The 22,808-nt window shown below is 69.3% G+C and carries 24 protein-coding genes; 4 read left to right on the forward strand and 20 right to left on the reverse strand.

What is annotated here, in order from left to right:
* Positions 1-2 precede the first annotated feature (2 nt).
* On the reverse strand, positions 3-881 hold the full coding sequence (gene yghU, locus FG154_RS09165; protein ID WP_145106834.1) for a glutathione-dependent disulfide-bond oxidoreductase: 879 nt from the start codon (positions 879-881) through the stop codon (positions 3-5).
* Positions 882-1,153: 272 nt separating this feature from the next.
* Here yghU and FG154_RS09170 point away from each other — a divergent pair, with 272 nt between their 5' ends.
* Genes FG154_RS09170 through modC form a run of 4 tightly spaced genes read left to right on the forward strand, consistent with a single transcriptional unit; the run spans position 1,154 to position 4,508 of the window.
* Positions 1,154-1,951: a TOBE domain-containing protein gene (locus FG154_RS09170; RefSeq protein ID WP_145106836.1), complete on the forward strand. Its 798-nt coding sequence runs from the start codon at positions 1,154-1,156 to the stop codon at positions 1,949-1,951.
* Between the two features lie 23 nt (positions 1,952-1,974).
* Positions 1,975-2,739 (forward strand): molybdate ABC transporter substrate-binding protein, encoded by a 765-nt coding sequence (modA, locus tag FG154_RS09175; protein WP_145106838.1) that lies wholly within the window; start codon positions 1,975-1,977, stop codon positions 2,737-2,739.
* Between the two features lie 3 nt (positions 2,740-2,742).
* Positions 2,743-3,429 carry a molybdate ABC transporter permease subunit gene (gene modB / locus FG154_RS09180; protein ID WP_145106840.1) on the forward strand — a complete coding sequence of 229 codons (687 nt, stop codon included), beginning with the start codon at positions 2,743-2,745 and terminating at the stop codon, positions 3,427-3,429.
* The gene (gene modC, locus FG154_RS09185) at positions 3,426-4,508 is read left to right on the forward strand and encodes a molybdenum ABC transporter ATP-binding protein (RefSeq protein ID WP_145106842.1); all 1,083 of its coding nucleotides are present in this window, start codon (positions 3,426-3,428) and stop codon (positions 4,506-4,508) included. The genes modB and modC overlap by 4 nt, the downstream gene beginning before the upstream one ends.
* Positions 4,509-4,535: 27 nt before the next feature.
* Here modC and hypE read toward each other — a convergent pair whose 3' ends face one another.
* From hypE to FG154_RS09280, 19 genes are all read right to left on the reverse strand, one after another.
* A complete protein-coding gene (hypE, locus tag FG154_RS09190) occupies positions 4,536-5,558 on the reverse strand; it encodes a hydrogenase expression/formation protein HypE (protein ID WP_145106845.1) in 1,023 nt (340 codons plus the stop codon).
* A 31-nt stretch (positions 5,559-5,589) separates the two neighbouring features.
* Positions 5,590-6,729, reverse strand: coding sequence for a hydrogenase formation protein HypD (gene hypD / locus FG154_RS09195; protein ID WP_145106847.1), 1,140 nt, complete (start codon positions 6,727-6,729; stop codon positions 5,590-5,592).
* Positions 6,726-7,016, reverse strand: coding sequence for a HypC/HybG/HupF family hydrogenase formation chaperone (locus FG154_RS09200; RefSeq protein ID WP_145106849.1), 291 nt, complete (start codon positions 7,014-7,016; stop codon positions 6,726-6,728). The genes hypD and FG154_RS09200 overlap by 4 nt, the downstream gene beginning before the upstream one ends.
* Before the next feature lies 1 nt (position 7,017).
* A complete protein-coding gene (locus FG154_RS09205) occupies positions 7,018-8,544 on the reverse strand; it encodes a sigma-54-dependent transcriptional regulator (protein ID WP_145106851.1) in 1,527 nt (508 codons plus the stop codon).
* Positions 8,496-9,287 carry a hydrogenase nickel incorporation protein HypB gene (hypB, locus tag FG154_RS09210; protein ID WP_145106853.1) on the reverse strand — a complete coding sequence of 264 codons (792 nt, stop codon included), beginning with the start codon at positions 9,285-9,287 and terminating at the stop codon, positions 8,496-8,498. Before hypB ends, FG154_RS09205 begins: the two co-directional genes overlap by 49 nt.
* Positions 9,287-9,628: a hydrogenase maturation nickel metallochaperone HypA gene (hypA, locus tag FG154_RS09215; protein ID WP_145106856.1), complete on the reverse strand. Its 342-nt coding sequence runs from the start codon at positions 9,626-9,628 to the stop codon at positions 9,287-9,289. The genes hypB and hypA overlap by 1 nt, the downstream gene beginning before the upstream one ends.
* Entirely contained in the window at positions 9,621-10,433 is an 813-nt protein-coding gene (locus FG154_RS09220; protein ID WP_145106858.1) for a HupK protein, read from the reverse strand. Before FG154_RS09220 ends, hypA begins: the two co-directional genes overlap by 8 nt.
* The gene (locus tag FG154_RS09225; RefSeq protein ID WP_145106859.1) at positions 10,433-11,170 is read right to left on the reverse strand and encodes a [NiFe]-hydrogenase assembly chaperone HybE; all 738 of its coding nucleotides are present in this window, start codon (positions 11,168-11,170) and stop codon (positions 10,433-10,435) included. Before FG154_RS09225 ends, FG154_RS09220 begins: the two co-directional genes overlap by 1 nt.
* Positions 11,167-12,000 (reverse strand): hydrogenase expression/formation protein, encoded by an 834-nt coding sequence (locus FG154_RS09230; protein WP_145106862.1) that lies wholly within the window; start codon positions 11,998-12,000, stop codon positions 11,167-11,169. The genes FG154_RS09225 and FG154_RS09230 overlap by 4 nt, the downstream gene beginning before the upstream one ends.
* 11 nt (positions 12,001-12,011) lie before the next feature.
* A complete protein-coding gene (locus FG154_RS09235; RefSeq protein ID WP_145106866.1) occupies positions 12,012-12,389 on the reverse strand; it encodes a thioredoxin domain-containing protein in 378 nt (125 codons plus the stop codon).
* A 4-nt stretch (positions 12,390-12,393) separates the two neighbouring features.
* Entirely contained in the window at positions 12,394-12,702 is a 309-nt protein-coding gene (locus FG154_RS09240; protein ID WP_145106868.1) for a HypC/HybG/HupF family hydrogenase formation chaperone, read from the reverse strand.
* Positions 12,702-13,322: a HyaD/HybD family hydrogenase maturation endopeptidase gene (locus FG154_RS09245; protein ID WP_145106870.1), complete on the reverse strand. Its 621-nt coding sequence runs from the start codon at positions 13,320-13,322 to the stop codon at positions 12,702-12,704. Before FG154_RS09245 ends, FG154_RS09240 begins: the two co-directional genes overlap by 1 nt.
* Positions 13,323-13,610: 288 nt before the next feature.
* Complete coding sequence (gene cybH, locus FG154_RS09250) at positions 13,611-14,396, reverse strand: Ni/Fe-hydrogenase, b-type cytochrome subunit (RefSeq protein WP_145106933.1); 786 nt, start codon at positions 14,394-14,396, stop codon at positions 13,611-13,613.
* 10 nt (positions 14,397-14,406) lie between these two features.
* A complete protein-coding gene (locus FG154_RS09255) occupies positions 14,407-14,988 on the reverse strand; it encodes a HupE/UreJ family protein (protein WP_145106873.1) in 582 nt (193 codons plus the stop codon).
* Positions 14,989-15,001: 13 nt separating this feature from the next.
* Positions 15,002-16,792 (reverse strand): nickel-dependent hydrogenase large subunit, encoded by a 1,791-nt coding sequence (locus tag FG154_RS09260; protein WP_145106876.1) that lies wholly within the window; start codon positions 16,790-16,792, stop codon positions 15,002-15,004.
* Positions 16,793-16,795: 3 nt separating this feature from the next.
* Complete coding sequence (locus FG154_RS09265) at positions 16,796-17,902, reverse strand: hydrogenase small subunit (protein WP_145106878.1); 1,107 nt, start codon at positions 17,900-17,902, stop codon at positions 16,796-16,798.
* Between the two features lie 201 nt (positions 17,903-18,103).
* Positions 18,104-20,380, reverse strand: coding sequence for a carbamoyltransferase HypF (gene hypF / locus FG154_RS09270; protein ID WP_246100191.1), 2,277 nt, complete (start codon positions 20,378-20,380; stop codon positions 18,104-18,106).
* Positions 20,380-21,804, reverse strand: coding sequence for a nickel-dependent hydrogenase large subunit (locus FG154_RS09275; protein ID WP_145106881.1), 1,425 nt, complete (start codon positions 21,802-21,804; stop codon positions 20,380-20,382). Before FG154_RS09275 ends, hypF begins: the two co-directional genes overlap by 1 nt.
* Complete coding sequence (locus FG154_RS09280; RefSeq protein ID WP_145106884.1) at positions 21,801-22,793, reverse strand: NADH-quinone oxidoreductase subunit B family protein; 993 nt, start codon at positions 22,791-22,793, stop codon at positions 21,801-21,803. The genes FG154_RS09275 and FG154_RS09280 overlap by 4 nt, the downstream gene beginning before the upstream one ends.
* Positions 22,794-22,808 lie beyond the last annotated feature (15 nt).

Genomic DNA, 22,808 nt, shown 5'->3' on the forward strand with positions numbered 1-22,808 from the left:
GCTCAGGCGCCGGCGTCCAGCTTGTCCTGTGTCCGGGTCTCGAAGTCCGAGGCCGCGTGCCGCTCGTGCAGTTGCTCGTCGAGCGGGCCCGAGGTGCGGTTGACCATCCGCCCGCGCCGGACCGCCGGCCGGGCAAAGAGCTGGTCGGCCCAGCGGTTCACATGGCGATATTCGTGGGTGGACAGGAACCGGCCGGCATCGCCATAGATCCAGCCCTTCGCCAGCGCGCCATACCAGGGCCAGACCGCCATGTCGGCGATCGTGTAGTCGCTGCCTGCGAGATACTCGTTGTCGGCCAGCCGCCGGTCGAGCACGTCGAGCTGCCGTTTGGCCTCCATCGCGTAGCGGTCGATGGCGTAGCGGATCTTCACCGGCGCATAGGCGTAGAAATGGCCGAAGCCGCCGCCTAGGAACGGCGCCGAGCCCATCTGCCAGAAGAGCCACGACAGCGTCTCGGCCCGTGCCGCCCCGCCCGCGGGCAGGAAGGCTCCGAACGTCTCGGCCAGATGCATCAGGATCGCACCGGACTCGAACAGGCGCACCGGCTCGGGACCCGAGCGGTCGAGCAGGGCGGGGATCTTCGAGTTCGGGTTGAGCGCGACGAAGCCCGAACCGAACTGGTCGCCCTTGCCGATCTCGATCAGCCAGGCATCATATTCCGCGCCCGCATGGCCCGCCTCGAGCAGCTCCTCGAACAGGATCGTGACCTTCTGCCCGTTCGGGGTGCCCTGCGAGTAAAGCTGGAACGGATGCTTGCCGACGGGCAGTTCGCGCTCGTGCGTGGCGCCTGCCGTGGGCCGGTTGATGTTGGCAAAGCGCCCGCCATTCCCCGGCTCCCAGGTCCAGACCTCCGGCGGCGTGTAGTCGGATGGATCGCTCATGCTTGCTCCTGCGGTGCCGCGGCGGACGAGCCGCCGCCGGAAAGGGTGGACGACGGAGGGGCGCCCGTCGGGTGGTGGAAGGGGCAATCCTCGCCCAGCTCCGGTGCGGGTGCAACCGCCTCCTGTCCGACATCGCCGCCCTCCGCCGCTGTCCGGTATCCGACAATGGTCGGGGCCTTGCGCCGATCGAACCGCACCGGCGCAACGAAATCAGGGGTTGGCACGGGCGATGCTTCCCGCTGTAGTGTCGGACTACATAACGGAGGGCTGACATGACGGACGAGGATCTTCGCGGCGCCCTGATCCTGCAAAGGGGCGGCCTGCCGCGGATGGGCGGCGAGCGCATCCGGCTTCTGCGCGCGATCGGCGATCAGGGGTCGATCTCGGGCGCGGCGCGGGCGGTGGGGCTGTCCTACAAGGCGGCCTGGGACGCGGTGGCCGCGATGAACAACCTCTTCGCCACGCCCCTCGTCCGCGCGGCACCGGGTGGCCGGGCGGGCGGCGGCGCGACCATCACGCCAGCCGGAGAGCGCGTCATCGCCACCTTTGCCGCCGTCGAAGACGGCCTTGCCCGCGTCGTGAACGCGCTCGAGGCAGGTCTCGGAGGGCCCGACACGTCCCTCAACCCACTCTGGAGCCTCTTCATGAAGACCAGCACCCGCAACGTCTATCGCTGCACGGTCACCAAGGTCACCGAAGGCGCGGTGAGCGCCGAGGTGACGATGGATCTTGCCGACGGGCAAACCCTCACCGCCACCATCACCGAGCGCAGCGCCGAGGATCTGGGCCTGGCCCCCGGCACCGAGGTCTTTGCCCTGATCAAGTCGAGCTTCGTGATCCTCGCGGCGGGCGACGCGCCGGGACGGATGTCGGTGCGCAACCGGCTGACGGGCTCGGTCGCCAGCCGCCAGGACGGGGCGGTGAACTCGGAAATCGTGCTCGACCTCGGCGGCGGCAAGACCATGGCCGCGATCATCACACTGGAAAGCGCGCGCGAACTGAACCTGCAACCCGGCGACCGCGCCACCGCGCTCGTCAAGGCGAGCCACGTCATTCTGGCGATGCCGTGATGCTTCGGAAAAGGACGAACCCCATGAACCTCCGCCTGCCCCCCCTGCGCGCGGCGCTCGCCGCGACCCTTGCCGCGGCGCTTCTGGCCGCCCCCGCCGGTGCCGGCGAGACCCTGGCCGCCGTCGCCGCCAACTTCACCGAACCCGCGGCCGAGATCGCCGCGGCCTTCACCGCCGCCACCGGCCATACCGTGAGCTTCAGCTTCGGCCCCGCGGGGCAGTTCTACACCCAGATCGCGCAGGGGGCGCCGTTCGAGGTGTTTCTCTCGTCCGATCAGACGCGCCCGGAGAAGGCCGAGGCCGAGGGGCTGGCCGTTCCCGGCACGCGCTTCACCTACGCCATCGGCGCGCTGGTGCTGTGGAGCGCCGACCCCGCGCTGATCGACGGCACGGAAGGCGCGCTGCGCCGCCCCGACCTTGCCCATGTCGCCATCGCCGATCCCGCCGCCGCCCCCTACGGGGCCGCGGCCGTCGAGACGATGCAGGCGCTGGGGCTGTACGACACGCTCAGGCCGAGGCTGGTGACCGGCAAGAGCATCAGCCAGGCGCACCAGTTCGTGGCCACCGGCAACGCGCCTGTGGGGTTTGTCGCGCTCAGCCAGGTGATTTCGGAGGACAAGGGCTCGCGCTGGAGGGTGCCGTCCGAGCTGCACGCCCCGATCCGGCAGGATGCGGTGCTGCTGAAGGCGGGCGAGACCAGCGAGGCCGCCCGCGCCTTCCTCGATTTCCTGCGGACGCCCGAGGCGCGCGCGATCATCGAACGCTACGGCTACACGCTGGAGGACTGACCCATGACCGAGGCAGCCCCGCTGTTCGACGCGGCGATGATCGAGACGATCTGGCTCACGCTGAAGCTGGCCGTGATCTCGACGGCGGTGCTGCTGCTGGTCGGCACGCCGCTGGCCTGGTGGCTGTCGCGCGCGGGCGGTCTCTGGAAGGAGATCGTGGCCACGATCGTCGCCCTCCCCATCGTGCTGCCGCCCACCGTGCTCGGCTTCTACCTGCTGATCGCGATGGGCCCGGCCTCGCCGCTGACCGCGCTGCTGGGCCGCAAGCTGTCCTTCACCTTCGAGGGGCTGGTGGTGGGATCGGTGATCTACTCGCTGCCCTTTGTCGTGAACCCGATCCGCAACGCCTTCGAGGCGATGGGGCCGCGCCCGATGGAGGTGGCGGCGACGCTCAGGGCCTCGCCGCTGGATGCCTTCTTCACCGTGGCGCTGCCCTTGGCCCTGCCGGGGATCTTCACCGGCGCGATCCTCGGCTTTGCCCATACGGTCGGCGAGTTCGGCGTGGTGCTGATGATCGGCGGCGGCATTCCGGGCCAGACCAAGGTGCTGTCGGTCACGATCTTCGACTATGTCGAGACGCTGCAATGGGGCAAGGCGCATGTGCTGGCGGGCGGGATGCTGGCGATGTCCTTCCTCGTGATCCTCGCCATGCTGCTGATCGAGCGGCGACTGAAAGGGGCGCGGCGATGATCGAGGCGGACTTTCGCGGCCGGCTGGGCGGCTTTGATCTTGCGGCGCGCTTCACCGTGCCGGGGCGCGGGATCACGGCGCTCTTCGGCCCTTCGGGCTGCGGCAAGACCAGCGTGCTGCGCGGCATGGCGGGGCTGATGCGGCTGCCCGGCTCGCGCCTCGCCGTCAATGGCGAGGTCTGGCAGGAGGGTCGCCGCTTCCTGCCGCCTCATCGCCGCGCGATCGGCTATGTCTTTCAGGAGGCGAGCCTTTTCTCCCATCTTTCGGTCGAGCAGAACCTGCGCTTCGGCCTGCGCCGGTCGGGGGCCGAGGCGCGGATCGGGATGGAGGAGGTGATCGCCCTTCTGGGCATCGCGCCGCTTCTCGACCGGCCCACCGCCATGCTGTCGGGGGGCGAGCGGCAGCGCATCGCCATCGGTCGGGCGCTCCTGTCCCAGCCGCGGCTTCTGCTGATGGACGAGCCGCTGTCGGCGCTCGACCGCTTCTCGAAGGACGAGATCCTGCCCTATCTCGAGCGGCTTCATGCGGCGCTGTCGATCCCGGTGCTCTACGTCAGCCACGACATCGCCGAGGTCGAGCGGCTGGCCGACACGCTGGTGCTGATGGAGGCGGGCCGGGTGCGCGCCGCGGGGCCGATCGCCGACCTGCTGGCCGACCCCTCGCTGCCGCTGATCCGGTTGCCGAACCCGGCGGCGGTGGTGGACGGGCGGGTGGTGGCGACCGATCCGGCCTACGGGCTGACGGAGGTCGAGGTGCCGGGCGGACGGCTGATGGTGCCCGGCTGTCTCGGCGCGCCGGGCACTTGCTGCCGGCTGCGGATCCCGGCCAGCGACGTGAGCCTCGGCCGCGGGATGCCCGAGGATACGACGATCCTGAACGCGCTGCCCGCCCGGATCGAGGGCGCCGAAGAGGGCGCCGGCCACCAGATGACGGTGCGCCTGTCGCTCGGGGAGCGGGGCGGCGGTGCGGCCATCCTCGCCGGGATCTCGCGCCTCTCGTGGGACCGGCTGGCGCTTCGCCCCGGCGAGCAGGTGGTGGCGCGGCTCAAGGCCGTGGCGCTGGCCCATCCCGAAGAATGACCGGGAGACCGCGCCCCGTTTCCGGGGTCAGCAGATCCGGGGGAGCTGCTCGCCCACCAGCATGTCCACGATCCGGCTTCCGCCGAAGGCCGTCGTCATGCGCACCTGCCCCGGATGGTCGGCGACCGCCCGGCCGATGGCGCAGGCGCCCCTGCCTTCGGGCAAGGCACGCATCGCCGCAAGCGCAGCCTCTGCCTCCGCCTCGGGGACGAAGATCACCAGCCGGCCTTCGTTCGCCAGATAGAGCGGATCGAGGCCGAGGATCTCGCACACGCCGCGGACCTCCTCGCGCAGCGGCAGCGCCACCTCGTCGATGACGATGCCCGCGCCCGACGCTTCGGCCATTTCGTTCAGCACCGCGGCGATCCCGCCCCGTGTTGCATCGCGGGCGCCACGGGCGTTCGGCGCCGCCGCCAGCACCGCCTCCATCAGATGCCCGAGCCCGGCGCAATCCGAGACGATATCGGCCGAGAGCGCGAGATCCCCGCGCGCGGCGAGGATCGTGGCGCCGTGATCGCCCAGAACGCCGTTGACCAAGGCCACATCGCCCAAGCGGACCGCACCGGCCGACAGCTCGCGCCCCGCCGGGATCACGCCCACGCCCGAGGTCGTCACGAAGAGGCCGTCCGCCGCCCCGCGGCCGACCACCTTGGTGTCGCCCGTCACGATGCGCACCCCGGCCAGTTCGGCCTCGTGCGCCATCGAGGCCACGATCCGGCGCAGGAGCGCGATCTCGGTCCCCTCCTCGATGATGAAGGCGGCCGAGAGCCAGAGCGGCCGCGCGCCCCCCACCGCTAGATCATTCACCGTGCCGCAGACCGCGATCTTGCCGATGTCGCCGCCGGGAAACTCCAGCGGCGTCACCACGAAACTGTCGGTCGTGAAGGCAAGCCGCGCCCCCGGTTCGGCCAGCGCCGCCGCCGTCAGCCGTGCCTGATCCTCCATTCCCGGTGGTTCGAAGACCGAGGTGAAGACCTCCTCGATCAGATCGCGCATCGCCTGTCCGCCGCCGCCATGGGCGAGGGTGACACGGGTGTCCCTCAGAGCCATTGTCTCACTTCCAATATCATCCGTGGCCACCCTATTCGGCGGCCAGCCCCCGCGCGCCGCCATACTGCCAGTAGGCCGCGCATGCGCCCTCGGAGGACACCATCAGCGCGCCGAGGGGCATCTCGGGCGTGCAGCCGCGCCCGAACTGCGGGCAGGCGGTGGGCTTGATCCGCCCCGTCATCACCGCGCCGCAGGCGCAGCCTTCGGGCTCTGGCTGGGGCGCCCGGCCTGCGCCATAGCCGACGCCGAACCTGCGCTCGGCGTCGAAGACGGCGTAGGTTTCGCGGATGCGCAGGCCCGAGGCATCGATCTCGCCCAGACCCCGCCACTCGAAGCTCGGCCGCCGCTCATAGACATCCGCGATCGCGGCAAGGCTCACCGGATTGCCATGCTCAGGCACCACGCGGGCATACTGGTTTTCGACCTCCGCCCGGCCCTCGGCGATCTGGGTCAGCACCATCAGGACCGATTGCAGCAGGTCGGTCGGCTCGAACCCCGCCACCACGATCGGCTTGCCGTAATCGCGCGGGATGAAGTCGTAGGGGTGGGTGCCGATCACCATGCTCACATGGCCCGGCCCGATGAAGCCGTCGAGCATCATGTCGGGATCGTCGAGCAGGGCGCGGATCGGCTCGGGCACCGTGATATGGTTGCAGAAGACGCTGAAGTTGCGCAGATCCTCGCGCGCCGCCTGCTGGATCGGGAGCGCCGTGGAGGGCGTCGTGGTCTCGAATCCGAGACCGAAGAAGACCACCTCGCGCCCCGGATTGCGCCGCGCGAGTTCCAGCGCGTCGAGCGGCGAATAGACCATGCGGATGTCGGCCCCCCGCGCCTTGGCCTGCAGAAGCGAGCCGCGCGCGCCCGGCACGCGCATCGCATCGCCGAAGGTGGTGAAGATCACCTCCGGCCGCTCGGCGATCGCGATGCATTCGTCCACCCGGCTCATGGGCAGGACGCACACCGGGCAGCCGGGGCCGTGGATGAATTCGATCCCCTCGTGCACCAGCTTGTCGAGGCCGTAGCGGAAGATCGCATGGGTATGGCCGCCGCAGATCTCCATGATGTGCACCGGCCGCTCCCGGCGGGCGCCGAGCCGGTCGGCCTGCGCCGAGATGGCGGCAATCAGCGACTTTGCCAGCGCCGGGTCGCGGAACTCCGAGGCGAACTTCATGCGCGTTCCTCCAGCGCGCGGGCGCCTTCGGCCATGGCCTCGAGCGCCTCCTGCGCCTCGCCGAGATCGCGCAGCGCCTCAAGCGTTCTTTCGGCCTCGTCCTCGTCGATCAGGCTCATGGCAAAGCCCACATGGATCAGCGCCCAACGGCCGACCAGCCCCTCCAGCGGACCCTCGGCCACGCAGGCGACGCTGACCTCGCGGCGCACGCCCGAGACCTCGGCCATCGCCATCAGGCGGTCCGCGTCGGTGATGGCCGTGATGCGGCCGGGAATGCCGAGGCACATGTCAGTCTTCCTCCTCTTCGGCGGCCAGCCGGCCCGCGGGGTCGGCGATGCCATAACGGTCGAGCTTTGCCCGCAGGCCGACGCGGCTCAGCCCCAGTTCTGCGGCCGCGCGGCTCTTGTTCCAGCGCTGGCGCGTGAGGGTCTCGCGCAGGATGCGCATCTCGATCAGCTCCACGCGGTCCTTCAGCGTGCCGTCGGCGGTCAGGACGGCCTCGGCCGACCGATCGGCGCCGCCTTCCGCGGGCGGGGCCTGCAGGATGGGCCGCGAGATCAGGTCCGCCCCCAGCACCCGGCCCTGCGCGAAGACCAGCATCCGCAGGACCTCGTTCGACAGCTCCCGCAGGTTGCCGGGCCAGTCGTAATTCTCGAGGAACTCCAGCGCCGCCGGCTCGATGTCGTGGACGGGCTTGCCATGCTGCGCCGACAGCTCGGCCAAGAGCGACTGCGCAAGGATCGCCACGTCGCCGCGGCGCGCGCGCAAGGGGGGCACCGCGATCTCTCCGGCCGAGAGCGCATAGTAGAGATCGGCGCGGAACCGGCCCTCGGCGACCAGACCCTTGAGGTCGCGGTGCGAGCCCGCGATCAGGCGCAGGTTGGTGGTCAGCGTCTCCTGCCCGCCCACCGGACTGAAGGCGCCCGAGGACAGCATCCGCATCAACGCCATCTGCAACGCGGGCGAGGCGCTGTCGATCGCCCCGAGATAGAGCGTGCCGCGGTCTGCCTTCTGCGCCAGACCGATCCGGGCCGTGTTGCCGGCCGAGACCCCGCGCTTGGCCCCGAAAAGCTCGATGGCCGCCAGCTCATCCGGCACGCCCTGCAGGTTGAACTCGTGGAACGGCCGGTCCGACCGGAGCGACCCGTAATGCATCGCCCGCGCCAGCTGGGCCTTGCCCGTCCCCGGCTCGCCCGTCAGCAGCACCGGCACGTCGAAGCTTGCGAACTGGCGCGCGGCGCTGACCACCGCGTTGATCGGCGACGAGGGGGAGCGCAGGATCGTCTCGAAGCCCATCCCCTCGCGCAGCGCCCGCCGCCGCTTCTCCAGCCGGTTCTCGACGGTCGAATTGAGAAAACGCATCTCCAGCGCCAGCCGCTCGTTCTCGCGGGCGAGCTGGAAGAGCCGTGCCGCGCTCCGCGTGGCCATCACCAGCTGGTCCGGGATCCAGGGTTTGGTCAGGAACTGGTGGATGCCGGCCTCGTTGATGGCCGCCACCATGGCCGAGGCGTCGGTGTACCCCGTGAGGATGATGCGAACCGTCTCGGGCCAACGCTCGCGCACCTGGGCGAGAAAGGCGACGCCGGTCATGCCCGGCATCCTCTGGTCCGAGATCACGACCTGCACCCACTGATCCTCGAGGATCTTCAGGCCCTCTTCGGCCGACGGGGCCGTGGCGATGTCGAACTCGTCCTCGAGCGCCATGCGCATCGCGGAAAGCGCGTGCGGCTCGTCATCGACCAGAAGGATCAGCGGACGCGAACCCATCAGCGGCGCAACCCGAGCATCTTCGCCGCGCGGCGGGCGGACAGCCATTTCACCCAGGTCTCCAGTCCCTCGCCGGTGCGGGCCGAGACGCGCAGGATCTCGATCGTCGGGTTGACCCGGCGCAGGTTCGCTTCGTAAAGATCGAGGTCCACCTCGCAGTAGGGCGCAAGATCGACCTTGTTCAGGATCGCAAGCCGGGCCGCAGTGAACATGTCGGGATATTTCAGGGGCTTGTCCTCACCTTCGGTGACGGACAGGATCGCGACCTTGGCATCCTCGCCCAGATCGAAGGCCGCCGGGCAGACGAGATTTCCGACATTTTCGATGAAGAGGTGGGATCCGGGGACGAGGCGCAGATCCTCCATCGCGTGACCGACCATATGCGCGTCAAGATGGCAGCCCTTGCCGGTGTTCACCTGGATCGCGGGCGCCCCCGTGGCGCGAATGCGGTCGGCGTCGTTGCTGGTCTGCTGGTCGCCCTCGATCACGGCCAGCGGACAATCCCCAAGCATTGAAATGGTTTTGTACAGAAGCGTGGTCTTGCCCGATCCGGGCGAGGAGACGAGGTTGACCGCATGGATGCCAAGCTCTCGCAGCCGGTGCCGATTGGCCATCGCGTGAATGTTGTTCTTGGACAGGATATCCGTCTCGACCTCGATCAGCCGCTCCTGGCTCAGGCCGGGGACGCTGACACCGGCGGGGCCGAGGCCGTGATGATGGTGGTTTGCGTGACGGGGACTGTGACCCGCCTCGAAGGTAACCTCGCCGCTGCAACCGCAAACCGTGCACATCACTGAACCTCCATGTCCTTGATCCGCATTTCGTCGCCCGAAATGGGCATGAGCTTGCCGCCGCCGCAGCGCGGGCAGGGGTCGAAGCGGTCGGCGATCTCGACCTCTTCGGCGCAGTCGTAGCACATCGCGCGGCCCGGAAGATGGGTGATCTCGAGCCGCGCGCCCTCGGCCGGGCCGCCGCGCATCACCACGTCGAAGGCAAAGGTCAGGGCCGCAGGCTCGACCCCGGCGAAACGGCCGATCTCGAGCCGGAGAACCCGGACCGAAGCGAAGCCGTGGGCCCGCGCCTGATCCTCGACGATGCCGCGGATCCCCTCGCAGATCGACATCTCATGCATCGGCAGCCTCCGTCACGCGGGCGGGCACGCAGGGATCGAGAATGGCGAGCAGGATCGGGGCAAGGCGGGCCTTGTCGGCGGGCAACGCGAAAAGGCTTTTCTCCAGCACCCCGCCGCGGGTGAGAAGATGGTCCGTCGGGGTCGTGCGCTCGAAGCCGGTGATCACGCCGCCCTCTGCGCGCGCGCGCAGGACATAGGTGCCCCGCGCGGCCGGCACCAGGGCGGTGCCATCGGGCAGCCGGACCGGCAGGGGCGCATCCGTGCGGTCCGCAAGGCGGCCCATCGCGCGCCAGAGCGGCCCGCGGCCCCAGCGGTCTGCCACCGCGCGCAGGGTGGGATGAGCCTCTCGCCGCGCGGACGGAGAATTGTCGCATGCGCAGGCGCTGATGCCGCGCGCGGACTCGTAAGCGGGCAGGTCGCAGGCGGCCTCGCCCGGCGCGAACAGGTCGGCCAGGCGCGCGAACAGCGGGTGCCGCGACAGCCAGCCATCCAGATCGCAGGGTTCCGGCAGATCGCCTTCGGGCTCGCCCGGCAGGCCAAGCATCATCGGCCAGATCACCGAGAGCTTCAGCCGGTGTTCGCGCCGGATCTCCTGCTCCAGATCGGCATGCGCAGGAAGGGGCAGACCGAGGGCCAGCCGCACCGCCGTCGCTTGCGCCACAGGGCAGAGGTTGAAGATCCGCGGCAGAAGGTCGGCCGCGGCCTCGGGGCTGCGGCCCAGCATCAGCGCCCCGATCGGCAACGCCGGTGAGACCGCGATCTCCGGCCCTCTGGATCCGAGGCTTATGGAGACGGAGCCCATCATCACGCGTCCGAGATGCCAGCGGTGATGACGGCCCTGCGACTGGGCTCCGGCGCTGGCGGCGGGGCAAGTTCCGCCTCGCGCGCTTCACGGATATCCGCGGCGCGATCGCTGTCGGCCCGGTTCTCCGCATCGAACAGCGCCACCATCACGGCCCGCGCGACCTCCACCGCCTGAAGCTGGCTGAAAAAATCGTTCATCGGCGAGAAGAGCGAGCAGGCCTTGTAGCCGCCGACCGCCGGCCGGACGTTGTGAATGAACTCGTAGCTGCCCGAGGGGAACAGGACATGCTCTTTCGCACCCGCGGCCAGCGCGCCCCAATCCTCTCCCTCTGCGGGCAGCAGGATCAGGTTCATGAACCACGGCGCAACCAGCACGCCCAGAGGCCGCCCCTCGTGCAGCATGAAGCCCACCGCCTCGACATGCAGCGAACGGTTCGACAGCGGCACGTCGCGCATGCGGGAGTGCCAGATCTCCTCGAAGTCCGAGACCAGCCGCGCCACGCGGTCCGCCATGAAGGAGCCGGGGTCGGACAGGACCATGAACTGGTTTTTCGGGGCCGAGCAGTTCGGGCAGGACCAGTCTTCGGGCAAGGCGGAAAAGGGAGTGCCGGGCAGGATCTGGCGGAAATCGTCGCCCTGTCCGGGGTCATAGGGTGTCCAGCAGACCTTGCATTCCATCATGGCCGCCGGGCTGATCCGGTCGTTCGCGCCGAGGTAGGATCCTTCGAAGCCGCTCACCGGATCGCCTCCAGCACCTCGAGGATGCGGGCGCCGCTGTCGGCCAGATCTTCCTGCGCCGCCAGGGCGACCTCCGGCATCAGCGTCACCTCGAACGTGTCGAGGATCAGCGTGTCCATCGAGTTGAAATACTGCACGCGCCAGACCTGCGGCACGGCGGTCGCCGTCACCCGGCAGTTGCCATAGCCGCGCGACAGGATCGTGACCGCACCCTTGCCAAGCATCCGGTCGAGCCAGGCCAGATCCTCCTCGGTGTGCGGAAGGAGGCTGAGGTTCACGACCCATGGATCGTCTCCGGCCTGCCAAGTGACGGATTTCTCGAGCAGTTCGGCCAGAAGGGCAGGGGCGTTCACCACCCCCTGAGGCCGGTCTCCCACAGGCGTCAGCGCCGGGCGGAAGGGTACGAAGGCGCGGGTCCGCGCGGCCTCGGGCACGGGGCCGACCTCGATCCGCTGGACGCCCTCGCCCGCCACGGCCCAGACGCCGGCAAAGACGCTTTCCTGCACCATCAGCGCGGGTATCCCGCGCAGCCGCATCGACACCTCTCCCTGACCCAGCGTCTCGGCGATCAGGGCCCGGTTCTCGGGGTCGAGCCCGCTCAGGTCGAAGCCCGCGCCGGGACCACCGCGCGAGGCGGCATCGCAGGCGGCGGCCACGTCCTTCAGGAGGGCCATGGCCGGGGCGACGCGGGACGTATCCTCGACGTCGGGCAGGTGCGCCGAATAGGTGCGCATCCCGGACGGCAGCGGCATGAAGGCCAGTTCGTCGTCGCCTTCGGAGGGCTGAGAGCCGGGACCGAAGCCCGTGGGAGGAAGGTTGAACGGGTTCATGAACGCGCCTTTCAGACGGAAGCGAGGCCGAGGATCTGCGGAATGCGGGTCGTGTAGTCGCCCCAGTCGCGGATCTTCTCGATGGCGCCGAGGTAGCGGCCTTCGTGGTAGAAGAGGAAGCTGGGGGTGCGCAGGGCACGGGTCCGCTCACGAAGCGCGGCCTCGATCGCCTCATCGACGACGGCGGCATCGAAGGCGCGCTGGAAGGTCATCACCAGTTCCGGCAGGACCACCGCGGCGTCGGCGGTCTCGAGGTTGCGCGCCGAGTCGCCGGGGATGAAGAGGCAGTGGGCGCCGGGACGGGCCGTGAAGGTCTCGACCTCTTCCATCGAGCGGAGTCGCGGCCAGCCGAGGTCGGTCTCGAGACGGGCGATCAGCGGGTGGGTCATGGCGTCATCCGTGGCTCTGGCCTGCGTCGAGCGCAGCCTGAAGGTGGGGGGGAAGGCTCGGCGGACGGTCGAGATCGGCGAAGGCCGCGCCCACCTCGCCGCCCGCCATTACGGCCCGGAGCGCCGCGAGCGCGTCGGCGATCCTCGCGGCGGCGTCGGCCGTGATCACCTCGCGCGCGGCACCGAGAAAGCAGAGCACCCAGTCGCCGGCGCGCGCCTCGGGCGTCAGGCTGAGGTCGATCAGCGTGCCGTCCTCGGTCCTGCCCGCGATGCCTTCGACGCAGGCGAGGCGGTGGGGATCACCGACGCACATCAGGCGCCCTCGGGGAAGAAGCGGTCGTCGCCGCTGCGGCAGGCGTCCGTCTCGGACGGGCGGCCGGACTCATAGGCGGCGCGGCGCAGCGAGGCGTCGGCGAGGCCCTCGACATGGCTTTGGCCGGGCAGGGGCGTGACGTCCCATGCCGCCAGTTCCTCCAGCGCCACCTGCAGGGCGGGTGCGATGCGGGCGGCGACGACGGGGCGCAGGCTGCCGCCGTAATCCTCGAGTTCCTCGGGCTGGCAGCCGATCAGGGTCAGGCGTTCGGGGCAGCGGCCCAGAAGCTGCGCGGTGGCGAGCACGTCCTGAAAGCCGGTCTGGTGCAGGCTCATCTTCTTGGCGCCCATGAAGGCGGGGACCTCATCGTCCCGCACGGTCAGAAGCGTGCCGGGCGCGAGCCCGTAGTCCACCGCGTCGAAGACCAGGAGGGCGTCAGCCTCTTCGAGAAACGGCAGCAGGTAGAGGCCTTGCGTCCCGCCGTCGAGCAGCCGGACGCGGCTCGGGAAGGCATGGCGTTCGGCCAGCGCCTCGATGCAGCGCGGGCCGAAGCCTTCGTCCGCCCACAGGATATTGCCTATCCCAAGGATGAGCACCCGTTCCGGGAGCGATGCTGGCATTGGTCCCTCCTCCGACCGCAGCTGGCAACGGGCTTTTCTGCCCGCTCGTTTCAGTGAAAGTATTCTTTGCAGTCTTGCCGCGGAACGCAAAAAGGACATGGGCCGCGACATTTTGCCATATCCTTGCTTCTGAACGGATTTCGGCCGCTCCGGGGCCGTCCGGCGGTCGCCGGACTGGAAGATGATGTTCCACTTTTGCGCCGTTGCCGATCAGGCCGCTTGCAGAACGCGAAAGGGCGCGACGTTGCGCCGCGCCCTCCGCCGGGCAAAGATTCTCCCGGTATCTCTCTATTCCACGCGGTCGTCCTTGAAGGTTCGCCAGCCCGAGACGATGGTCGAGAGCATGGACTGGCGGGACATGATGTCCTCGCGGATGGCGGCGTAGATGTGGATGATGGTGAAGACCACGATCGCCCACATGCCGAGGTGGTGCAGCGTATGCAGCCGCTGCGAATTGCCCACGAGGCCCAGCACCCAGCCGAAGGTGACGTCGTAGAACGAGCCCTGTCCGGTGCCTTCGGCATAAAGGGCAAAGCCGGTGACGATCATGAAGGTCATGCCCAGCGTGATGAAGAAGAACATCGCGGCATGGGCGAGCGGGTTGTGCCCCACATACTTGCGCGGTTCCGGCACGAGGAAGAGATACCACTTCAGTTCGAAGATCAGCTCGCGGATCCAGCGCAGGTTGTGGATCGGCAGCTTGAACATCTGCCGCGAATGGACGTTGCCGAAGAAGGCCCAGAGGATCCGGGCGGCGAAGGCCACGGTCAGCAGCTGCCCGGCGGCGAAATGGGCAAAGCGGATGTAGCCCATGACGAACTGATCCGTGGCCTCGGCCATCTCCATCGTCGGCAGCGGCGAGGCGATCAGGTAGCCCGTGCCGATCAGGATGAAGATCATCGCGGCGTTCAGCCAGTGCCAGACCCGGACGGGCACCTCGTACACATAGACGGAGGTCTTGTGAAAGATGCTCTCGATGTCCTCGGGGCGGGCCGTTCCGGTCTTGCGCGAGGCCTCGAGCGGCAGGGGCGCCTTGGGGTTGGGGACGTGGATCGTGACGACTTCGGTGTCCATCGCCATGGCGTCACCCCGCCATCAGAAAGAGGCCGGATCCCGCGATCGCCGCACCCAGCGCCGACTGCACCATCCGCGCCGCCCGCCCGCGGGCTGCGAGGCGCGCAAGGCCGATGCCGGCGACATGCAGGGCCGCGGTGGAGACGAGGAAGCCCGCCAGATAGAGCCCGACCGTTCCGGTCGCCTCCGAGGCGTGGGCATGGCCGTGGCAGGCGGCGAAGGCCGCAATGGCGGCGAGTGACAGCGCCGTGAAGGCCTTGGCCTGCCCCGCGCGGGCCAGACCCACCAGCAGCCCCGCAAGGACGACCGACGTGACGATCCAGGTCTCCACCATCGGGATGGCCACGCCTGCCCACGAAAGCGCCGCGCCCGCCGTCATCGCGGCGAGGAAGGTGGCGGCCCCCGCCCAGAGGTGACGCGGCATGGCAAAGCCGGACCAGATCCCCACGCCGAGCATGGCCAGCAGGTGATCCGGCCCGAGGATCGGATGCACCAGCCCGTGCACGAGGCCGGACGCGTCCCCATGCCCCGTATGGGCGAGGGCCGGCGTGGCAGCGGCGGCGAGCAGGGCGGCAGTTGCGATCTTTTTCATCCGGTAGTCTCCCTCAGCGGACCTTCACGGTCGTCAGTTCCTGACCGTCTGGTGACATGACGTGGGTCGAGCAGGCAAGGCACGGGTCGAAGGAATGCAGCGTGCGCAGGATCTCGACCGGCTCTTCCGGCCGTTCCATCTTCGTATCGAGCAGACTGGCCTCGAAAGCGCCGATATTTCCGGCAGTATCGCGAGGGCTGCCGTTCCAGGTCGTCGGCACCACGCATTGATAGTTCTCGATCCGGCCGTCCTTGATGCGGATCCAGTGGCCGAGGGCGCCGCGCGGCGCCTCGGTCATGCCGACGCCCTTGCATTCGCGGGGCCAGGTCCGCGGTTCCCATTTCTCGACATTGGCGGTCGAGCTGTCGCCGTTGCGGATGTTGGTGATCATCTTGTCGAAGAAGTGCTTCTGCAGCCGGCAGCAATATTCCGCCTCGAGCGCGCGGGCGGCGGTGCGGCCCAGCGTCGAGAAGAGCGCATTGACCGGCAGGTCCATGGTGCGCAGCAGCCCCTCGACCTGGTTTCGGATGTCCTCGTGACCCTTGGCATAGCCGATGATGTAGCGGGCAAGCGGGCCCACCTCCATCGCATGGCCCTTCCAGCGCGGGGCCTTGATCCAGGAATATTTGGCGGCCTCGTCGAGTTCCTGGATGTTGGTCCGGCTGCCCTTGGCGTTGGGGCCCAGCTCGAACCTGGGCTCGGTCCGGCCGTCCCAGGGATGCAGGCCTCGGCCCGGCTCGCCGTAGGAATACCAGGAATGGTCCACGAATTCCTGCACCTGCTCGGGGTCGCGCACATCGACGTCATGCACCTCGTTGAGGTTGCCGTTGATGATCGCCCCGCGCGGCAGGTGAAGCTGGCCGGGCGAGAAATCGTTCGGATGCTCGGGGATGTCGCCATAGGCCAGCACGGATTTCGACGACAGGCCACCTCCGTAGAGCCAGCTCTTGTAGAAGCCGCCGATCGCGATCACGTCCGGGATATAGACGTTGTTCACGAAGGTGGTGCACTGGTCGATGATCGAGGAGACGAGGTTCAGCCGCTCCATGTTGATGGCGCCGACCGCGCCCACGCTATGCACGTTGATGGGGCAGGGAACGCCGCCCACCAGCCAGTTCGGATGCGGGTTCTTGCCGCCGAAGATCGTGTGGACCTTGACCACTTCCTTCTGCAGGTCCAGCGCCTCGAGGTAGTGGGTCGTGGCCATCAGGTCGGCTTCGGGCGGCAGCAGATAGGCCGGGTTGTCCCAGTAGCCGTTCTTGAAGAGGCCAAGCTGACCTGACTCCACGAACTTCTTCAGCCGGTTCTGCACGTCGCGGAAATAGCCCGGCGAGGACATCGGGTGGCTGGGCGAGACCTTCTGCTGAAGCTCGGACGTTGCCTTCGGATCGGCGCGCAAGGCGTTGATCGGGTTCACCCAATCCAGCGCGTGCAGGTGGTAGAAATGCACGATGTGGTCGTGGATCTGCAGGTTCAGCTGCATCATGTTGCGGATCGAGTTCGCGTTGTCGGGGATCGAGATCCCCAGAGCATCCTCGACCGCGCGGACGGAGGTCAGCGCGTGCGTGCCCGTGCAGACGCCGCAGATCCGCTCGGTGAAGGCCCAGGCGTCGCGCGGGTCGCGGCCCTTGAGGATCACCTCGAGCCCCCGCCACATCGTCCCGGTCGAGACCGCGTTGCGGATGATGCCCTGCTCGTCGACGTTGACTTCGCAGCGCATGTGGCCCTCGATCCGGGTCACCGGGTCCACCACGATGCGGCGGCCGGTGTTGTCGAGGGTAAAGCCGTTGGGTGTCGCGACCATGGATCAGGCCTCCGTCTTCTCGTTGGTCTTGTCTCTGGCGGCTTGCGACTTGCGCTGCGCCGCCTTGAGCGCCGTGGCCGCGACATGCAGCGCCACGCCCGCGCCGACGGCGCCCACGGCCGTCAGGCCGATCGCATCCGCGTTGGCCTCGACCCCGAACTGCTTGATGTTGGTCACGCGGTCGTAGAACGAGCCCTGATCCCAGAACCCGTCCTCCGAGCAGCCGATGCAGCCGTGGCCCGACTGGATCGGGAAGCTCACCCCCTCGTTCCAGCGCACGGTGGAGCAGGCGTTGTAGGTGGTCGGGCCCTTGCAGCCCATCTTGTAAAGGCAGTAGCCCTTCTTGGCGTAGTCATCGTCCCATTGCTCGACGAACTGGCCCGCGTCGAAATGCGGGCGGCGATAGCATTTGTCGTGGATGCGCTGGCTGTAGAACATCGCCGGGCGGCCTTGCCGGTCCAACTCGGGCAGCCGGTCGAAGGTCAGCATGTAGGTGATGACGCCGGTCATGACCTCGGCGATGGGCGGGCAGCCCGGCACCTTGATGATCGGCTTGTCGAGGATGACCTTGTGCACCGGCACCGCCCGCGTCGGGTTGGGCGCCGCCGCCTGCACGCAGCCGTAGGAGGCGCAGGCGCCCCAGCTGATGATCGCCTTGGCGTGCTCGGCCGCCATCTTCAGCTGCTCGACGAAGGGCTTGCCGCCGATGATGCAATACATCCCGTCCTCGTTCAGCGGCGGGTTTCCTTCGACCGCGAGGATGTAGTTGCCCTTGTATTTCTCGATCGTGTCCATCAGCGCCTCTTCGGCCTGATGCCCCGCCGCCGCCATCAGCGTGTCGTCGTAATCCAGCGAGATCATCGACAGCACCACATCCTTGGCCAGCGGGTGCGCCGCGCGGATGAAGCTCTCGGAACAGCAGGTGCATTCCAGGCCATGCACCCAGATCACCGGCGTCCGGGGCTTGGTCTCCATCGCGTGGGCGATCTTCGGCACGAAGCTGGGGCCCAGCCCCAGCGCCGCCGCCGTGAGCGAGCAGTATTTCATGAAGCTGCGCCGGGTGATCCCCTGCCGTCGCATGACGTCATAGAAGGTTTCGATCTGGGGCAACGGAGTCCTCCCTGTCACTGGCGGCCGGAAGCCGCTGGCTGTATGCCGAGGAATGCGGAAGACCCGCCGTGCAGGCAAAAGAAATGTGCCGCGTGGGTAAAATTACATCAATGCACTGATTTAAAAGGAAGAACTTGCCATATCATGGCGCCGCCGCGCCTTGTCGCAGGAAAGGTGTTTACCAGCCCTTCGGTCGGCCGGTCAGGCTGTTTCCGCCGCGCCGATATGCCGCGCTGCGGCAACCAGCGCCTGCCCCAGGGCCAGTCCGCCATCGTTCGCGGGCACGGCTCGGTGGGTCAGCACCGGCAGGCCCACCAGTTCCGCCAGACAGGCTTCGAGCAGACGCGCGTTCTGGAAGCAGCCGCCCGTCAGCGCCACCGCCTGCGCGCGGCCCGTCTCGACAAGCTGCCGGGCAGGGGCGCAGAAGGCCCGCGCGAGGCCGAGGTGAAAGCTCTGCGCGATGGACCCCGGCGCGGCACCCGCCTCCAGATCCCGCGCCAGCGCCCGGAACATCGGCGCGGGGTTCAGGCTCTCGAACGGGTAGGGCGCGCCATGACCCGTCAGCGCCTCGAGCCGCATCGCGGCCTCGCCCTCGTAGCCTTGCCGCGCCGCCGCCAGCCCGAGGCACGCCGCCACCGCATCGAAGAGCCGGCCCGCCGACGAGGACAGTGGCGCGTTCACCCCCGCCGCCACCGCCCGACGCAGCGCCTCGCGCGGCGGATCGGGAAAGAGCCGGTCGGCCAGATCGGCCAGTCCTGCCGCATCGAGCCGCACCAGCGCGTTCCGCCAGGGCTCGCGCGCGGCGGCCTCGCCTCCGGCAAGCGGCGCAGGCGCCAGATGCGCCACGCGCTCGAAGCCGCGGTAGTCGCCCAGCAGCAGTTCGCCGCCCCAGATCGTGCCATCCGTTCCGAGACCCGTCCCGTCCAGCACGATGCCCGCCACCGGCCCGCCGCCGAGTGGCCAGAGCGCATCGGCCAGACAGGAGGCGAGATGTGCGTGGTGGTGCTGCACCTCGTCCACCGGCAGGCCCATCGCGTGACCCGCCTGCGTCGCGCGATAGCCCGGATGCAGGTCCACCGCCACACTTTCGGCCCGATGGTCGAAAAGCGCCGCGTGATCGCGGAGGGCACGGCGGAACTCGTCGAAGGTCAGCGCCTCGTCGAGATCGCCGAGGTGGTGCGACAGCAGCGCCTGCCCGTCCCGCACGAGGCAGATCGCGGCCTTCATCTGCCCGCCGAGCGCCAGCACCTGCGGGGCGCGCCCGAAGCCCTCGGGCAGGGGCAGCGTCCCCGGCGCGCGCCCTCGCGCGCGGCGCAGCACCATCGGCGGCCGCCCCCTCTCGACGCTGTCATCAAGTCTGCGGACGATCTCGCGGTCATGCATCAGGAAGCCGTCGGCGAAGGCTGCGAGCTTCGCGCGCGCCTCGTCATTGCCGATCACCTGCGGCTCGCCCGAGAGGTTCCCCGATGTCATCACCAGCGGCCCGCCGAACCCTTCGAGCAGAAGGTGATGCAGCGGCGTGTAGGGCAGCATCAGCCCCAGCGCCGCCATGCCCGGCGCCACCCCCTCGGGCAGCACCCCGCGCGACGGCACCAGCACCACCGGAGCCGCCGGATCGCGCAGGAGCGCCCGGTCGGCCTCGGAGATCTCGGCGATCCTGTCCGCCATTTCCTCGGCCGCCATCACCGCGAAGGGCTTGGCCGGCCGCCGCTTGCGCAGGCGCAGCCGCGCCACGGCATCGGCATTGCGCGCATCGCAGGCGAGGTGGAAGCCGCCGAGTCCCTTCACGGCCAGCACCCCGCCTTGCCGCAGCAGCGCCACCGCCTCGGCCAGCGCGCCGCCTTCGTGGCCATCCGCCTCGAACCAGATCCGCGGACCGCAGGCCGGGCAGGCAATGGGCTGGGCGTGAAAACGCCGGTCGGCCGGGTCGCCATACTCGGCCGCGCAATCGGGGCACATGGGAAAGCCTGCCATCGAGGTCTGCGCCCGGTCGTAGGGCAACTCTCGCAGGATGGTGAAGCGGGGTCCGCAATGGGTGCAGTTGGTGAAGGCGTAGCCGCGCCGCCGTCCGTCGCCCCGCATCTCCTCGAGACAGGCGCCGCAGGTGGCGGCGTCCGGCGTCACCCGCGTGGCGACGGCCCCCTTGCCGCTGGAGGCGATCACGAACCCCGACGCCTCGACCCGGCAGGGCGCCACCTCGACCCTGTCCACGCGGGCGAGTGGCGGGGCCTTGTCGCGGAGCGCCGCCACGAAGGCCGCCAGATCGCCTCCCGCGACCCGGATCAGCACACCCTCGCCGTCGTTCAGCACCTCGCCTGCAAGGCCCATCCCGCGCGCCAGCTGCCAGACGAAGGGGCGAAACCCGACGCCCTGCACCTGCCCGCGGACACGGATCTCGAGCCCTTCGCCCGATGCTCCGGCCGGTGATGGAATAGCGGAGGGCGCGTCGCCGTCCCGTGCACCCGGCGCCCCTGCCATCAATGCACCGTGCAGACCATGCAGGGATCGAAGCTGCGCACGACATGCTGCACCGAGACCGGCGTCTCTTCCCCCTCGCGGACCGGGGCGCCGACAAGCGCGGCCTCGAGCGGCCCCGGCACGCCGGCCGCATCGCGGGGGCTGAAGTTCCAGGTCGTCGGCGCCACGATCTGATAGGTCGAGATCAGCCCGTTGCGGATCGAGAGCCAATGGCCGAGCGCCCCGCGCGCGGCCTCGACCAGCCCCGCCCCCTGACCAGCCTCGGGCACCGGCGCCGGCGCCGCCATGAAGCGCGCCGTCACGTCGATCGCGCCGGCCAGTTCCTCCATCACGAGCTGCGTCCGCGCCAGTTCCAGCAGTCTGGCCCCCACGCGCGCCAGAACGCCGCCCTCCCGCGCGAGGTCCAGCGCCAGCGGGTGCCCCGCCACCACCTGACGCGCCAGCGCCCCTGTCTCCATCGGCATGCCATCCAAGCGCGGCGCCTTGCACCAGCTGTAGGCCGGATCCCGCATCTCCTCGTCGGGCAGCGTCTGCCCCGCCGACGGGTGCGCCGCCGGCCCCAGCATCCAGGAGTGGCTCAGATCCTCGCGGATCAGCGAGAGGTCGAGCGGCCGCGCCTCTCTCTCCCACATCCCCTCGGCCCAGATCCGGCCCGTGGCCAGGGGATAGGCGCCGAAACTCAGGTAGCGCCCTGCGCCACGCCCGAGGCTTTCCAGCCCCAGATCCGCCGCGATCTCGAGAAACAGGCCCGCGTCGCCCCGCTGCCAGCACAGGAGGGCGGCCTTGTCGGGCAACTCCACGAACTCCTCGAGAGGGCCGCCGATCATCACCCGCTCCAGAAACCGCCGAAAGGCGCGCAGGCTGGCAAGGATGCGCATCCTCTCGCTCGGCCCCGGCGCGCGCGTCACCCCTCCGGGCTGGATCGCCAGCGTGTGCGGCCACTTGCCGGCGAGAAGCCCCAGGATGTGCATCAGCTCGGCCCGCGCGGCGACGGCCTCGCGCTGTGCGCTGCCCTCGATGGCGGTGAACCGCGCCACCGCCCGCCCATGCCACGGACGCCCGGCATAGACCGGCCGGGTGAAGTCGGGCATGAAGAACAGGTTGAAATGGGTGAGGTGGTCCGAGACATTTTCGACGGCATGGATCAGCGCCGCCACCCGCGCGCCCTCGGGCGTGGGCTCGACCCCGATCGCCGCCCCGAGCGCCCGCGCCGCGGCCATCGACTGGCTGATCGAGCAGATCCCGCAGATTCGCGGCGTGATCGTCAGCGCGTCGCGCGGATCGCGCCCCTCGAGCATCCGCTCGAACCCGCGGTAGAGCGGCGCGTTGACCCGTGCCGAGACGACCCGGCCCTCGGCCACGTCGAGATGCACCTCGAGATCGCCCTCGACCCGGTTGAACGGGCCCACGACCAGCTTCGTCATCTCTTGAGGCCCTTGAGGTTCGGCGGCACCTCGATGCGGTCGGCCACCGCATTGCGGCGGATGCGGTCGGGCGTGGCGGCCTTGGACAGGCTTGCCAGCGCCATGAACCAGGCCTTCGGCATGTCCGACGGCAGGCCTACGGGGATGCCGCCGATCTTCGGCGTCTCGGAATAGGGGTGGCGCGGCTCTTCGAACTCGGGCGCGGTGCAGGCGATGCAGGCATAGCCGGCCGACGTGCAGGAGCCCGCCCCGTTCCACGGCCGGATGTTGCAGTCGCCCACCGCCTGTGTGCCGATGCAGCCCATATGCTCCATCATGCAGCCGATCTCACCGGGGGCGCGGGCGCTGGCCTTGTATTCGTAATATTCGTTCTTCGGACAACCGTGGTGAACGAGGTGATCGGCGTAAAAGCGCGGGCGCCCGAACCGGTCGAGGCCCTCTTCCGCAAGGGCCCCCGCCGCCAGCATCATCAGCGTCTCGATCACCCAGCCGGGATGGGTGGGGCAGCCCGCGACATTGACCACCTTCAGCCCGCCCCTTGCACGGAAGTCGGATGGCAGCGCGCCTCCGGGATGCGCGCCCTCATATTGCAGGCCCACCGCGTCAGAGGGGTTGCCGCCCGCGCTCGTCATCCCGCCGTAGGCCGCGCAGGTTCCCACCGCCACAACATGACCCGCCACCGGCGCGAGCCGCCCCACCGCCTCGAGCATCGGGATGCCCATGCCCGCCAGCATCTGGAACCGTCCGGTCCCGCGCGGACCACGAGCGACGGCGCCCTCGACGCAGAGGATGTCGAGCGGCACCTCCTCGGCCTCGATCCGGCGCAGGAGGGCGCGCACCTCCGCTCCGGTCTCGAGCGACAGGGCAGGGTGCCAGAGGAACCGCAGGCCCGACCCCTCCAGCGCGTCAAGGACGCCGGGCGCCTCGGCGCAGAGGAGCGACATGGTGCAGCCGCCGCAGCCCGAGGCCTGAAGCCAGAGGATGTTCATGCGCGCCCCGTCCCG

Source organism: Cereibacter sediminicola (assembly GCF_007668225.1).
Classification (GTDB): domain Bacteria; phylum Pseudomonadota; class Alphaproteobacteria; order Rhodobacterales; family Rhodobacteraceae; genus Cereibacter_A; species Cereibacter_A azotoformans.

Coding starts and splice junctions, on each gene's coding strand:
- yghU (WP_145106834.1), bottom strand. CDS start 881: ATGAGCGATCCATCCGACTACACGCCGCCGGAGGTCTGGACCTGGGAG.
- FG154_RS09170 (WP_145106836.1), top strand. CDS start 1,154: ATGACGGACGAGGATCTTCGCGGCGCCCTGATCCTGCAAAGGGGCGGC.
- modA (WP_145106838.1), top strand. CDS start 1,975: ATGAACCTCCGCCTGCCCCCCCTGCGCGCGGCGCTCGCCGCGACCCTT.
- modB (WP_145106840.1), top strand. CDS start 2,743: ATGACCGAGGCAGCCCCGCTGTTCGACGCGGCGATGATCGAGACGATC.
- modC (WP_145106842.1), top strand. CDS start 3,426: ATGATCGAGGCGGACTTTCGCGGCCGGCTGGGCGGCTTTGATCTTGCG.
- hypE (WP_145106845.1), bottom strand. CDS start 5,558: ATGGCTCTGAGGGACACCCGTGTCACCCTCGCCCATGGCGGCGGCGGA.
- hypD (WP_145106847.1), bottom strand. CDS start 6,729: ATGAAGTTCGCCTCGGAGTTCCGCGACCCGGCGCTGGCAAAGTCGCTG.
- FG154_RS09200 (WP_145106849.1), bottom strand. CDS start 7,016: ATGTGCCTCGGCATTCCCGGCCGCATCACGGCCATCACCGACGCGGAC.
- FG154_RS09205 (WP_145106851.1), bottom strand. CDS start 8,544: ATGGCTGTCCGCCCGCCGCGCGGCGAAGATGCTCGGGTTGCGCCGCTG.
- hypB (WP_145106853.1), bottom strand. CDS start 9,287: ATGTGCACGGTTTGCGGTTGCAGCGGCGAGGTTACCTTCGAGGCGGGT.
- hypA (WP_145106856.1), bottom strand. CDS start 9,628: ATGCATGAGATGTCGATCTGCGAGGGGATCCGCGGCATCGTCGAGGAT.
- FG154_RS09220 (WP_145106858.1), bottom strand. CDS start 10,433: ATGATGGGCTCCGTCTCCATAAGCCTCGGATCCAGAGGGCCGGAGATC.
- FG154_RS09230 (WP_145106862.1), bottom strand. CDS start 12,000: ATGAACCCGTTCAACCTTCCTCCCACGGGCTTCGGTCCCGGCTCTCAG.
- FG154_RS09235 (WP_145106866.1), bottom strand. CDS start 12,389: ATGACCCACCCGCTGATCGCCCGTCTCGAGACCGACCTCGGCTGGCCG.
- FG154_RS09240 (WP_145106868.1), bottom strand. CDS start 12,702: ATGTGCGTCGGTGATCCCCACCGCCTCGCCTGCGTCGAAGGCATCGCG.
- FG154_RS09245 (WP_145106870.1), bottom strand. CDS start 13,322: ATGCCAGCATCGCTCCCGGAACGGGTGCTCATCCTTGGGATAGGCAAT.
- cybH (WP_145106933.1), bottom strand. CDS start 14,396: ATGGACACCGAAGTCGTCACGATCCACGTCCCCAACCCCAAGGCGCCC.
- FG154_RS09255 (WP_145106873.1), bottom strand. CDS start 14,988: ATGAAAAAGATCGCAACTGCCGCCCTGCTCGCCGCCGCTGCCACGCCG.
- FG154_RS09260 (WP_145106876.1), bottom strand. CDS start 16,792: ATGGTCGCGACACCCAACGGCTTTACCCTCGACAACACCGGCCGCCGC.
- hypF (WP_246100191.1), bottom strand. CDS start 20,380: ATGGCAGGGGCGCCGGGTGCACGGGACGGCGACGCGCCCTCCGCTATT.
- FG154_RS09275 (WP_145106881.1), bottom strand. CDS start 21,804: ATGACGAAGCTGGTCGTGGGCCCGTTCAACCGGGTCGAGGGCGATCTC.
- FG154_RS09280 (WP_145106884.1), bottom strand. CDS start 22,793: ATGAACATCCTCTGGCTTCAGGCCTCGGGCTGCGGCGGCTGCACCATG.